Below are 12,227 nucleotides of genomic sequence, written 5' to 3'. Positions count from 1 at the left end.
AGTAGGGGGAGGGATTGGTGGCTTACGGACTAGCAGCTTCTGCAGTTTGACCGCTGCCGTCCGGTCCGTCGAGCAGGGTGACGTTGGCGCCTTCGCTCAACTGCAGGATGCCCTCGGTGATTATGGCGTCGCCCGGCTTGAGATCGGCGCGAACGAGGACGCCATCGCTGTTGCGCTGAATAATTTCAGCCGGCACGCGGACGGCCTTGCCTTCCTGATAAGTCCAGACATAGGAGCCTTCGGCAGACCAAAGGATGGCGAGCGGATTGACCGCCGGATATTCCTCGCCGGGGAAGTCGACTGCAACGGTAAAACTCATGCCGGCGCGGAGGAGCCCGTCGGGATTGGGGATCTCGGCCTGAACCTGAAGCGTACGGCTTGCCGGATCGATCCGGGTATCGATGGCGGAGATATCGCCGGTGAAGGATTGGCCGGGCAGCGCGACGGCGTTGACGGTGACAGGCATGTCGGGCGTGAGCTGGCCGGCATAGCGTTCGGGCACCCAGAAATCGATGAGGATGGATGAAGTATCGTCGATCGAGGTAACCGTCGTCTGGGCAGGCACATAATTGCCCGGCGTCACCCGGATGAGACCGACGGTGCCAGCGATCGGGCTCGTGATGGTGCGGCGCGAGAGCGCGACCTCGGCATTGCGCAGTTCAAGTTCGGCATTGGACGCGCTCAGCTGTGCAGCCGAGAGGGCCGTGCCCGCGACGACATTGTTGCTTGCGAGGCCTTCTGTGCGGGTGAGGGTTGCCTGGGCGTCATCGACGGCGAGCTTTGCCCGGTCGAACTCGATTTGCTCGGCGGCAGAATCGAAGCGGGCGATGATATCGCCAGAGGCGACAACCTGACCGGGGCGGACCATCACCTCGGTCAGTTCGCCAGCCGAAGGCGCCGTGACCGTGACGGAGCGGACCGGAGTCCCTTCGCCGATGGCTGAAAGCGTGTCATTGATCCGGGCCATGGTGACGCCAGTGGTGATGACATTGGTGACGCGACCGCCGAAGCCACCCGGACGGCCAGCGCCGCCGCCTGCGGGTGAACCGCCCTGGGCCTGACCACCAGGCCGACCGCCCTGGCCGCTGCCGCCGGGGGGCTGACCGCCCTGAGCCTGAGCGCCTGGGCGGCTGCCTTGGCCGGCGCCGGCGGGCGGGGACCGCGTTTCATCTTCGGCCGATGCCACTTGCGGACCGAATGGCAGATTGATCCCGGCGCGGGCCAGGGTTTCGGGCGCGCCGGGCGCGAAATAGAGCCAGGCGAAAGCCGCGACAAGCAGCACGGCAGCGGAGGCAAGCAATTGCCGGATCAACGAAAACCTCAAATCAGCGAGCAGGATTATGCCGTGACCGTAACAGGTTGCGCCTTCAGGCCAAATTACAATGCGGTAACGTCTTTTCGATCAATCTTCCTGAAGGGGACAAGTTCGGAGCCCGCACAATAGCAAAAATTGCACTGGCGCAGCGGCAGACACCTTGCCGGGCGGGCAATTTTGGATTTACTTGCAAAAGCGGGGGCACTTTGTCTCTTGGGGGAAATCATGAAGATGATCGCGGCAGGCCTAGGGCTTGCCTATTTGCTCGTGAGCGTCAACGGCGCCGCGGCGCTTGATCGGCGCGTTCAGATCAACAACAACTCATCCTACGACATCGTCGAATTCTATGCTTCGAACACCGGCACCAAGTCGTGGGAAGAAGATATCCTTGGCAAGGACATCCTGCCGGCCGGCCACAGCGTCGTCATCAATATCGACGACGGCAGCGGCTATTGCAAATACGACTTCCTCGCCGTGTTCGAGGATGGCGACCAGGTGACATCGGCAAACAACAATGTTTGCGAGCTTAGCCAGTTCAACTTCACCGATTGAGGTAATAGGGCAGCCTGGCGCAGGCCGGGCTGCCTTTCAGCTTTCGACTTCTGCATCGGGGCGCGAACCCCATTCGGCCCAGGAGCCGTCATAGACGGCAACGGTCTTGGCGCCGGCCTGTTCGAGGGCAAGAGCGAGCGTCGACGCGGTGACGCCTGAACCGCAGGACGTGATGATCGGCCGATCGAGATCGACGCCGCGCTCGGCAAAGAGCTGTTTGAGCGCCTCGGGCGATTTGAGCGTGCCATTTTCCGACAACAGGCTCACAGGAACATTGCGGCTATTGGGAATATGACCCGAGCGCAGGCCGGGACGCGGTTCCGGCGCTTCGGCATGAAAGCGGGGCGCAGGGCGTGCGTCGAGAATGTGCGCGGCTTCATCCTGGCTGCGGGCCCGCACGGTATCGAAATCGGCAACGCGCGCCTGGTTGAAATTCGGAGTGAAACGCGCAGCAGGCTTGGCCACGAGGCCTGCCTGCAGCGGACGCCGCTCGGCGCGCCATTTCGGGCCGCCACCTTCGAGGATATGCACCTTTTCGGCGCCGAAAACGCGAAACGTCCACCAGACACGAGGGGCACTGAAGAGGCCGAGCTCGTCATAGATGACGATCGTGCTGTCATCGCCAATGCCCAAAGCGCCGACCATGCGGGCGAAATCCTCTGGCGCGGGAAGCATGTGGGGCAGATCGGACGAGGTGTCGGCTATGCCATCGATATCGAAGAAGACCGCACCTGGGATGTGACCGGCCAGATATTCGGCCTGGGCGTTACGCGAAGCATTGGGCATGTGCCAGCTGGCGTCGACGACGGCAATACCAGGGTCGCTGAGGTGGGCGGCCAACCATTCAGTTGAAACGAAAGGGCTTTCCATCGCGCGATTCCTCGTTGCTGAGAGGCGACAATGGCGCTGCGCCGGGCGGCGGTCAAAGGGTAAATCGGCGCGGGAGGTATGCGGGTGGCGATTGCTGTTGAGTGACTTTATCGGTGATCGTCATTGCGCGGCTTGTCCGGGCAATCCGACTTGTGGCGGTGTGGACCACCCGGAGGAGCCCGGTGGTGACGGCGGCTGAAAGAGTCCCGGCCTGTCGATTGCAGCATCTGAGGATGGGTCCCGGCGTCCGCCGGGCTGACAGCTGGTGGCTGTGGGGGATAGGCGCCTTATGCGCCGAGGATGAGAAGGTCTTTCTGGGCAAGGTGGAGGGTGACAGTGTCGCCTCGGTGAAGGGGGGCGGTCTGGTTGTTGAAGGTGTCGATATTGATCAGGGTGCCGCCGACGTCGACCCGGAGCCGTTGGACCGAGCCGAGGAAGTGGAGATCGGCGATGATGCCAGTAAGGGTCAGGTCGGTTTCGGGACGGGGGGCGAGGGAGATAAGCTCGGGGCGGATGGCGCGTTCGCCGGATATCCCGGGGATGACGCCGGTGGGGAGCGTGTTGAGCTGACCGACGAAGGTCGCGACAAAGCGGGTCTCGGGGCGATTGTAGATATCGTGGGCGGCACCGAGCTGCTCGATATTGCCTGCGTTCATGACCACGATGCGATCGGAAATCGACATGGCCTCTTCCTGATCGTGGGTGACGAAGACGGTGGTGATGCCGAGATCGCGCTGGATGGCGCGGATTTCTTCGCGGAGGGAGACGCGGATTTTGGCGTCGAGAGCAGAGAGAGGTTCGTCGAGGAGGAGAAGGCGCGGTTTTGGGGCGATGGCGCGGGCGAGGGCGACGCGCTGCTGCTGGCCGCCGGACATTTCATAGGGGTAGCGCTTTTCAAAGCCGGGAAGGCCGATGAGCTTGAGCATTTCATCGACACGGGCGCGGCGCTGATCGGCGGGCATGCCGGCGATCTTGAGGCCAAAGGCGATGTTTTCTCCGACGGTCATATTAGGAAAGAGCGCATAGGCCTGGAAGACCATACCGAGTTTGCGCTGATTGGGCTTGAGATGCGTGATGTCTTCGCCATCGACGCGTATGGCGCCGGAGGTGGGGCGTTCGAAGCCGGCGATCATCCTGAGGATCGTGGTCTTGCCGCAGCCGGAGGGGCCGAGGAGCGAGATGAACTCGCCCTTGTCGAAGGCGAAATTGACGCCTTTGACGACCGTGTTGGTGCCGAATGATTTGACGAGGTTCTGGACTTCGAGAAAGGCGGGCATGTCAATCGGTCCGGGCGGAAGTGCGGGGGGCAAAGCGGCCGAGCACGTTGATCATGCCCATGGCGCCCCAGGTGATGATAAAGGAAATGATGGCCAGCGCGGCGGGTTCATAGGCCCGATTGGTACCAATGCCAACGAGATAGGGGCCGAAGGCGGGGCGGTTGAGGAGGCTCGCAATGGTGAATTCGCCGATGACGATGGCGAAGGTGAGGAAGGCGCCGGAGAGGATGGCGACGAGGATGTTCGGCAGGATGATCTTGCCGATGATCTGGAGCTGGTTGGCGCCCATGATCTGCGCGGCTTCGGTCAAGGTGCCGATGTCGATGGTACGCATGCCGTTGTCGACCGCCCGGTACATATAGGGCATGGCGAGGGTGACATAGGCGCAGGTGAGGAGAATATCGGTTCCAAGGACGGAGCCGGTAAATGGGATCAGGGAGCTCGAGCCGTAGAGGCGGATATAGCCATAGACCAGCACCAAGGCGGGGATGACCAGCGGCAGGAGCGTGACGAATTCCATGAATGGGCGCAGCCAGGGCATGCGCAGGCGGACGAAATATACAGCCGGAACGACAACGAGAATGCCGACGACGATGGTGAAGAGGCCGACTAGCACGGAATAGGTGAAGCTTGCGGCAAACTGCGGATCGGAAAAGACCGATGCATAGGCGTCAAAACTATATTCGCCGCGTCGCATGCGCAGGGAAAACTCGAACGTGGCAGCCAGTGGAATAATGAAATAGGCGGCGCCGAGGGCGAAGACGAACCAGGCCCAGAATTTTTGGGACTTCATTTCATCCACCTCTCGGCGCGAGCGGCGACAGCGAGATAGATGACGTTGGCGAGCGAGGTGATGAGGATCATGCCGACGGCGAGCGCAGCGCCGAGGCCAGGGTTTTGCAGGGCGTCGCCGCGGATCTGATTATAAAGCAGCACGGTGACGATGTTGAGGTTGGAGCCGGTCAGCGCCCAGGCGGTGGCGATGGCGCCGAAGGCATTGGCGAAGAGGAGGCTGAGGGTGCCGAGGACGGAGGGCCAGAGGATTGGGAAGCCGATATAACGCCAGAACTGCCAGGTAGAGGCGCCGAGGGTCTGGGCTGCCTCGTTCCACTCTTTCTTGAGGCCATCGATGGCGGGGGCGATGGTCAGCATCATCAGAGGGATCTGGAAGTAGAGGTAGGTGAGCGTCAGGCCCCAAAAGGAGAATAGGTTGAAGCCGCCCTGACGGTAGATATCAAAGCCGAAGAGCGTGCGGATGACGATGGTTGCGAGGCCTAGGCGCCCGAGGGTGGCAATAAAGGCGAAGGCAAGCGGCACGCCGGCGAAATTTGACGCGACACCGGAAAAGGTCATGACGGCGGAGCGGAGGCCGGCGGGCAGCTTGCCGCGGATGATAGCAAGGGTGATGGCGAGGCCGCAGAGCGCGCCGAGAATGGCGGAGGCGCCGGAAACGCGGATGGAAATCCAGTAGGCAGCCATGATCTGATCGGTGAAAAGGCCGGCGATGTTTTCGAAGGTGAAATTGCCGGCGCGATCGGTGAAGGCGGCGCCGAGGAGGGAGAGGGTCGGCAGGAAGAGGAACATCACCGCGAAGAGGACAAAGGGGAAGACGGCGAGGCTGTCCCAGGGGATGCGGCGTTTGGCGTTAGATGCGCTCATGTTGATTGGGGCTACCCCCTCCTAGCCTCCCCCTGGGAGGGGGAGGGACCGCGCGGTGTGGGCGGCGCGATGTTGCCTCAGTCTCGATGTGGCTCCTCCCCCTATCAGGGGGAGGATGGGTGGGGGTACTGCAGCCCAGATCACTGGCTGTCATCCCGGCGAAGGCCGGGATCCATCTTGAGATCTCAGGATGGGCCCCGGCCTTCGCCGGGGTGACATTCAGTGGATTGAGCAACAACAGTCAGCTTACTGAACCGAAGCGCCGACGGTAGAGTCCCAGCCGCCGGTGATGGTGGCTTTGTTGGCGTTCTGCTCTTCGATCGAGGGGAAGACGGCCTTGGCGTAGTTTTCGGCGGCGGGAAGCTTGGCCATCAGATCTTCAGGCAGCTTGCCGGCATCGGCGAGGGCATTGAAGCGGATCGGGTGGCAGTAGCCAGCGAGCCAGCCGAGCTGACCTTCGTCGGAATAAAGGTATTCCATCCAGAGTTTGGCGGCATTCGGGTGGGGTGCGAAGGCCGAGATGGCCTGGACGTAGACGCCGGCGACAACGCCATCGGACGGCACGACGACTTCGATCGGCGGGTTGCCGTTGAGGTTGTCGCGGGCGGCGAGGAGGTTGTAGTCCCAGTTGATCGCGATCGGGGTCGTGCCTTGGGCGATGGCGGCAGCTTCGGCGTCGACGGGGACGAAATTGCCCTTGTCGTTGAGCGCCTTGAAGTATTCAAGGCCGGCCTGGGCGGCAGCGTCCTGAGCGGCGCCGGTGGAAAGACCAGCGGCATATACGGACATGATGGCATTGTTGGCGGTGCGCGGATCACCCGCCAGTGCGACAGAATTGGCGAACTCGTCCTTCATGAGGTCGGCCCATGAGGCCGGGTTGTCACCGGTGATAATGTCCTTGTTGATGCCGAAGGCGAGGACGCCATAATAATCGCCATACCAGAAGCCATCGGCGTCCTTGGCGTCATCCGGGATTTCGTCCCAGGTAGAGACCTTATAGGGCTGGAGGAGGCCTTCATCTTTGGCCTGCGGGCCGAAAGCGAGGCCGATATCGAGCACGTCGGGGGCCTGCGGTCCGGTATTGCCCTTGTTGGCGCGGACGGCTTCGAGCTCGTCGGCCGAACCCGCGTCGGGGTTGAGTTCATTGACGGTGATGCCGGGATACTTGGCCTTGAAGCCTTCGATCACGCCGCCGTAGTTGCACCAGGAATGGGGCAGCGCGATCACGGTAAGCTGGCCCTCGGTCTTGGCGGCCTCGTAAAGCGCGTCGAGATCGGTCTGGGCGAAAGTCGGAGCCGCGAAGCTGAGCACGGTGAGAAGCGAAACCGATGCGGTCAGCGCAGACTTGAACGTCATTCTTTGTCTCCCTGAATGAGCAGTCGCTGGCCCTCCACAAGGAGAGCGGATGCGAACGGGCGAGGGAGTAGAGAGGTCAGATGACAGTGCAATGACAGGTCTGTGACGGTGCGGATTCGCCATTGACGGGCGATAATGGCCGCAAGTTCAATCGATTGCGCTCATCTGCCCATCTGCTCGCGTCCTCCCAGCCGCAGGGTGAGATTGCCCAATTGTGACAGTCTCGTCCAGATGGTCAAAAAATTTCGGGGGGGAAGGCGCTTTGGCATACGCTGGGCGGCACCCTCCCTTGACGGGGAGGGTTGGGGAGGGGTGCTCCCGATCTCTGGCATTGCGGCTCCCGCACCCCCTGCCATCCTCCCCCGTCGAGGGGGAGGTGCCGGGCCGGTGGTTGCCGTTGGCGCAAGAGCGCTCTCGACTCCCGTCTCGCAACAGACGATGTTTCCCGCCGCGTCGACTAACGAGAGTGCCCAACCTATGGCCTATGGCGTTCATGCCTACGCGGATGATCCGCGCAATGCTTCCATTCTGATTGCCGTCAATGACCAGTTGATGCCGCGCGACAAGGCGGTGGTGTCCGTGTTCGATTCCGGGTTCGTGCTGGGTGACGGGGTTTGGGAGGGGTTGCGGCTCCATAAGGGCGGGATTCCGTTTTTGTGGGCGCATCTGGAGCGGCTTTATGAAGGGGCGAAGACGCTCGACTTTTCGGTCGGTTTGACGCCGGACGCACTGGTGAAGCGGATTTTCGATTGTCTTGCGGCCAATGGCATGACCGATGGCGTGCATATAAGGCTGATGGTGACGCGGGGGATAAAGGCGACGCCCTATCAGGATCCGCGGGTGACGATCGGGGACGCGACCATCGTCATCATTCCCGAATACAAGGCGCCGTCGCCAAAGCCTGACGGTATTTCGCTCTTTACCTCGACGATCCGGCGCACGGCGCCGGATATGCAGGACCAGAAGCTCAATTCGCATTCCAAGCTCAATTGCATCCAGGCCTGCATCCAGGCGGCGAAGGCAGGGGCGGATGAGGCGCTGATGCTCGATCCGCAGGGGTTTGTGGCAACGTGTAATTCGACGCACTTTTTCATCGTGCGGCGGGGCGAGGTGTGGACGTCCACGGGGGATTATTGCCTCGGTGGGATTACGCGCGGGAACATTATCCGCGTGGCCGAGGCCGCCGGGATCACGGTGCGGCAGAAGAATTTTTCGCTGACCGATGTCTATGGGGCAGACGAGGCGTTCGTGACCGGGACCTTTGCGGGGCTGACCTCGGTACGCGAGGTGGATGGGCGCAAGATGGGACATCCGCTCAAGGGGCCGGGGCCGATTCCGGGAGAAATGACGGCGCGGTTGGCCGGGCTTTATCGGGAACTGATCGAAGCAGAGACTTTTAGGCCATGAGCGAGGTCATGCGAATTGCCATGTGGTCTGGGCCGCGAAATCTCTCCACCGCGATGATGCGGAGTTTTTCTTCGCGGGCGGACAGCTTTGTCAGCGATGAGCCGTTTTATGCGGCCTATCTGAAGGCAACGGGGATCGTGCATCCGATGCAGGAAGAGGTGCTGGCGTCGCAGCCGCAGGACCCCCAGGCGGTGGTCGATTATATCCTGGGGCCGGTGCCGGGCGGTAAATCAGTTTGGTATCAGAAGCATATGAGCCATCACATGATCGAGGGGTTTCCGCTCGATTGGATGGATGAGGTGACCAGTATTTTCCTGCTGCGGGCGCCGGAGCGGGTGCTGGCGTCCTACGCGCAGAAGCGGGAAAGCGTGACGCTTGCCGATATCGGGTTCGAGGGGCAAGCGATGCTGTTTGATCGCGTGGCGCAGCGGACGGGCAGGGCACCGGTCGTGGTCGATAGCGATGATATCAGGCGCGATCCCGAGGAGACGCTGCAGGCGCTTTGTGCGGCGATCGGGCTTTCATGGGACCCCGCAATGCTGAGCTGGCCAAAGGGTGCGCATCCGGAAGACGGGGTTTGGGGGCCACATTGGTATAACGCGGTTTACAACAGCACCGGGTTTTCGCCGCCGGACGAGATCGGGGTGCTACCAGGGGAACTGGCAAAGATCGCGGATGAGGCGCGGCCGTTTTATGAGCGAATGCGGGGGTTTAGGCTTGGGGCGTGAGGTTTTGATTCAGGGTTAGCAGTGGTGGCGTCGAGACCCCCACCTAGCCTCCCCCTGGTAGCGGGAGGGACCGGCTGGTGGCTCGCGAGCGGCGCGGCGGTCTACAGCCATAGTTTCCCGCCTAGGGCGTCATTCCCGCGAACGCGGGAATCCATCTTTGAGGAAGAGAGATTCCCGCGTTCGGGGGGAATGACGCCGTGGTCTTGATGCGAGCGGATCAGCTCTAGGGAAGAAAAGTTAAAACAGTGGCGCGGGGCCGGAGCTCTCGCGGAGGACGAGTTCGACGGGCCAGAGTTCGTGGATTTCGCTGACGGGTTTGCCGCCGAGGAGCTGGAGCAAGAGTTCCGCGATCCTGGCGCCGGCCTGGCGGATAGAGGAGCGGGTTGTCGACATGGTGGGGTACATGTTGTCGGCGTTGAGATAGGGAAAGACGTCGTCGTGGGCGATCATGGAGACGTCGGTGCCGAGTTCTAGTCCGGCTTGGCGGATGGCGCGGAAGACGCCGAGGGCGGTCATCATCGAGCCGGCGAGGAAGGCCGTGGGGCGGGGCCGCAGTTCGAGCATGGATTGGGCCATGCGGAAGGCGACTTCGTCGGTAAAGGCCGAATTGCCCACGAGCGCCGGATCAAAGGAAACGCCGCGGGCGGAGAGGGCGGCCATATAGCCGAGTTCACGGTGTTCGGCGAAGGTGCGGCCCTTGACGCCATTGAGAAGCGCGATACGGCGGTGGCCAAGGTCGAGCAGATGGCTCGTCGCACGCTCGAGGCCGCCGGTATTGTCGATGTCGAGCCAGGCGACCGCGCGCGTCGAATTGGTGCGTCCATGAAGCACGAAGGGGATGTTGAGATCCATCAGCAGTTCCGCGCGTTCGTCGTTGAGCGTTGGGGAATGGAGGATCATGGCATCGACCCGCTGGCTGGCGGCGAGGCGGCGATAGGCGGCCAATTCTTCCTGTTGGCTCGCGACAGTGGTGACGACGATGTCGATATCCTGCGTTGCCATGCGGCCGCCGAGGCCGGAGAGAAACTCGGACATATGGGGGCCGAGTTCATCGGCCCCGCGCAGGACCATGCCGACGGCACCGGCGCGACCCGTCGCGAGACGCAACGCACTCGCATTGGGGCGATAGCCCATTTCGGACGCCGCCTCGGCAACGCGCAGGCGCGTTGCTTCCTTGACTTCAGGATAGCCGTTGAGCGCGCGGCTAACCGTTGTTTGCGACAGGCCGAGATGTTCGGCGAGGTCTTTCAATCTCATAGCGGCTCTTGGCCCGGCAGGTCTGGCGTGCGGCTTTCATGCAATAGAGCCGTTGATATGCCTCGCCTTTGGGGCAGGCCGTGCTCTTTCACCAGAGCCTCGACCCAACTCCTCCGAGCCATATTCAAAGCGATTTCAATTTTTGATGCAAGAGGCTCCCAAACTTCAAATTGTTTGAGGTGCGTACATCAGGGCAGGGTTATCGAAATTAACCACTGGCAGATTGGAAAAATCGATAAGTGATTGAAAAATAATATGAAAACTCATGCTGCATTAAAAAAGGTAAAAATACGGCGCATTGGCTGCTTGACAGTTTTTCGGCGCTCTGGTTCCTTTTAATCCAAAGCGCTTTGAAAACACGTCAAGTTAATGGCTGTGGCGGAGCGCTTGGGGGAGAAGAGGGCTGGCCTGGCGCTATCGCCGGGCGTGACGGCATGTCTCCCCAGGCTAAATCTTTTGGGAGGACTTCCAATGACGTTGAACAAGCTGCTCGTTGCAATGATGGCGAGCGTGACGCTGGTGGGCGCTGCCCAGGCGGCCGATCTCTCGATCGTTTCGGGCGATACCGGCAATGGCCTGGCGTTCCTGCGCAGCCAGCTCGACAAGTTCGAACAGCAGACCGGCAACAAGGTCACCGTGGTGCCGATGCCCTCGTCCACCACCGACCAGTTCGGCCAGTATCGCCTGTGGCTCGCTGCCGGCAATGCCGACATCGACGTTTACCAGACCGACGTGATCTGGGCGCCGCAGCTGGCCGAACACTTCACCGACCTGACCGAAGCGATGAAGGATGTCGTGGGCAACCACTTCCCCTCGATCATCGAATCCCAGACGGTCGACGGCAAGCTCGTCGCCATGCCGGCCTTCACCGACGCCCCGGCGCTCTACTACCGCAAGGACCTGCTCGAAAAGTACGGCAAGTCGGTTCCGACCACCTGGACCGAACTTGAAGCCACAGCCAAGGAAATCATGGATGCCGAGCGTGGCGCCGGTGCTTCCGAACTCTGGGGCTTCGTGTTCCAGGGCAATGCCTATGAAGGCCTGACCTGCGACGCACTTGAATGGGTCGTCTCGAACGGCGGTGGCCAGATCATCGAAGCTGACGGCACCATTTCGATCAACAACGAACAGGCTGCCGCCGCGATTGATCGCGCTGCCGGCTGGGTTGGCACGATCGCGCCCGATGGCGTCCTTGCCTATATGGAAGAAGAAAGCCGCGGCGTGTGGCAGCTCGGCAATGCCGTGTTCATGCGCAACTGGCCCTATGCCTATGCCCTGAGCAACGGCGATGACTCTGCCGTCAAGGGCAAGTTCGACGTGGCGCCGCTCCCCGCCGGTGACGGCGAAGGCGCACGCTCTGCGGCTACGCTGGGCGGCTGGAACATGGCCGTTTCGAAGTACTCGCCGGATCAGGACGCTGCGATCGAGCTCGTCAAATTCCTCGCTTCGGAAGAAGTGCAGAAAGAACGCGCGATCAACCAGTCGAACCTGCCGACGATCCCGGCGCTCTATGAAGACAAGGATGTGCTCGCCGCTTCGCCCTTCATGGCGAACTGGAAGGCTATCTTCGAACAGGCCGTGCCGCGTCCGTCGGCTCCGACCAAGACCAACTATAACGAAGTGTCCTCGCTCTTCTGGAGCGCAGTACACGATACCCTTTCGGGCAATGGTACGGCCGCAGAAAACCTCGAAGTGCTCGAGGCCGACCTCAACGATCTCAAGGGCGACGCCTGGTAAGTCCTCCCGGCGGTCCTAACGAGCGGGCGGCCGGGATTATTCCCGCCGCCCGCTTGCACTTCATTTAAT

At 61.7% G+C, this 12,227-nt stretch carries 11 protein-coding genes; 4 read left to right on the top strand and 7 right to left on the bottom strand.

All coding sequences use genetic code 11. The features are described 5' to 3' along the window. Positions 1 to 22 precede the first annotated feature (22 nt). Complete coding sequence (locus tag VW35_RS07430; protein WP_052954053.1) at positions 23 to 1,312, bottom strand: efflux RND transporter periplasmic adaptor subunit; 1,290 nt, start codon at positions 1,310 to 1,312, stop codon at positions 23 to 25. A gap of 228 nt (positions 1,313 to 1,540) precedes the next feature. Between VW35_RS07430 and VW35_RS07425 the strand changes: the two genes are divergently transcribed. Next, a complete protein-coding gene (locus VW35_RS07425) occupies positions 1,541 to 1,867 on the top strand; it encodes a hypothetical protein (RefSeq protein ID WP_052951564.1) in 327 nt (108 codons plus the stop codon). A gap of 36 nt (positions 1,868 to 1,903) precedes the next feature. Here VW35_RS07425 and sseA read toward each other — a convergent pair whose 3' ends face one another. The 5 genes from sseA to VW35_RS07400 form a co-directional block, all read right to left on the bottom strand. Further along, entirely contained in the window at positions 1,904 to 2,737 is an 834-nt protein-coding gene (sseA, locus tag VW35_RS07420; protein ID WP_046142299.1) for a 3-mercaptopyruvate sulfurtransferase, read from the bottom strand. A gap of 287 nt (positions 2,738 to 3,024) precedes the next feature. Further along, on the bottom strand, positions 3,025 to 4,014 hold the full coding sequence (locus VW35_RS07415; protein WP_046142298.1) for an ABC transporter ATP-binding protein: 990 nt from the start codon (positions 4,012 to 4,014) through the stop codon (positions 3,025 to 3,027). A 1-nt stretch (position 4,015) separates the two neighbouring features. After that, the gene (locus VW35_RS07410) at positions 4,016 to 4,807 is read right to left on the bottom strand and encodes an ABC transporter permease (RefSeq protein WP_046142297.1); all 792 of its coding nucleotides are present in this window, start codon (positions 4,805 to 4,807) and stop codon (positions 4,016 to 4,018) included. Next, positions 4,804 to 5,673, bottom strand: coding sequence for an ABC transporter permease (locus VW35_RS07405; RefSeq protein WP_046142296.1), 870 nt, complete (start codon positions 5,671 to 5,673; stop codon positions 4,804 to 4,806). Before VW35_RS07405 ends, VW35_RS07410 begins: the two co-directional genes overlap by 4 nt. Before the next feature lie 246 nt (positions 5,674 to 5,919). After that, complete coding sequence (locus tag VW35_RS07400; RefSeq protein ID WP_046142295.1) at positions 5,920 to 7,029, bottom strand: ABC transporter substrate-binding protein; 1,110 nt, start codon at positions 7,027 to 7,029, stop codon at positions 5,920 to 5,922. A gap of 477 nt (positions 7,030 to 7,506) precedes the next feature. Here VW35_RS07400 and VW35_RS07395 point away from each other — a divergent pair, with 477 nt between their 5' ends. Both VW35_RS07395 and VW35_RS07390 read left to right on the top strand, forming a co-directional pair. Beyond that, entirely contained in the window at positions 7,507 to 8,436 is a 930-nt protein-coding gene (locus VW35_RS07395; protein WP_046142294.1) for an aminotransferase class IV, read from the top strand. Then, positions 8,433 to 9,164 (top strand): sulfotransferase-like domain-containing protein, encoded by a 732-nt coding sequence (locus VW35_RS07390; protein ID WP_200896869.1) that lies wholly within the window; start codon positions 8,433 to 8,435, stop codon positions 9,162 to 9,164. Before VW35_RS07395 ends, VW35_RS07390 begins: the two co-directional genes overlap by 4 nt. Before the next feature lie 237 nt (positions 9,165 to 9,401). Here VW35_RS07390 and VW35_RS07385 read toward each other — a convergent pair whose 3' ends face one another. Then, positions 9,402 to 10,421 carry a substrate-binding domain-containing protein gene (locus VW35_RS07385; protein ID WP_046142293.1) on the bottom strand — a complete coding sequence of 340 codons (1,020 nt, stop codon included), beginning with the start codon at positions 10,419 to 10,421 and terminating at the stop codon, positions 9,402 to 9,404. Between the two features lie 471 nt (positions 10,422 to 10,892). Between VW35_RS07385 and VW35_RS07380 the strand changes: the two genes are divergently transcribed. Then, the gene (locus tag VW35_RS07380; protein ID WP_046142292.1) at positions 10,893 to 12,158 is read left to right on the top strand and encodes an ABC transporter substrate-binding protein; all 1,266 of its coding nucleotides are present in this window, start codon (positions 10,893 to 10,895) and stop codon (positions 12,156 to 12,158) included. Positions 12,159 to 12,227 lie beyond the last annotated feature (69 nt).

Source organism: Devosia soli (assembly GCF_000970455.1).
GTDB lineage: Bacteria > Pseudomonadota > Alphaproteobacteria > Rhizobiales > Devosiaceae > Devosia > Devosia soli.
Note: the sequence above shows the minus strand (reverse complement) of the source record. Positions and strands in the feature narration are given on the sequence as shown.

Coding starts and splice junctions, on each gene's coding strand:
- VW35_RS07415 (WP_046142298.1), bottom strand. CDS start 4,014: ATGCCCGCCTTTCTCGAAGTCCAGAACCTCGTCAAATCATTCGGCACC.
- VW35_RS07410 (WP_046142297.1), bottom strand. CDS start 4,807: ATGAAGTCCCAAAAATTCTGGGCCTGGTTCGTCTTCGCCCTCGGCGCC.
- VW35_RS07395 (WP_046142294.1), top strand. CDS start 7,507: ATGGCCTATGGCGTTCATGCCTACGCGGATGATCCGCGCAATGCTTCC.
- VW35_RS07385 (WP_046142293.1), bottom strand. CDS start 10,421: ATGAGATTGAAAGACCTCGCCGAACATCTCGGCCTGTCGCAAACAACG.
- sseA (WP_046142299.1), bottom strand. CDS start 2,737: ATGGAAAGCCCTTTCGTTTCAACTGAATGGTTGGCCGCCCACCTCAGC.
- VW35_RS07390 (WP_200896869.1), top strand. CDS start 8,433: ATGAGCGAGGTCATGCGAATTGCCATGTGGTCTGGGCCGCGAAATCTC.
- VW35_RS07405 (WP_046142296.1), bottom strand. CDS start 5,673: ATGAGCGCATCTAACGCCAAACGCCGCATCCCCTGGGACAGCCTCGCC.
- VW35_RS07380 (WP_046142292.1), top strand. CDS start 10,893: ATGACGTTGAACAAGCTGCTCGTTGCAATGATGGCGAGCGTGACGCTG.
- VW35_RS07400 (WP_046142295.1), bottom strand. CDS start 7,029: ATGACGTTCAAGTCTGCGCTGACCGCATCGGTTTCGCTTCTCACCGTG.
- VW35_RS07425 (WP_052951564.1), top strand. CDS start 1,541: ATGAAGATGATCGCGGCAGGCCTAGGGCTTGCCTATTTGCTCGTGAGC.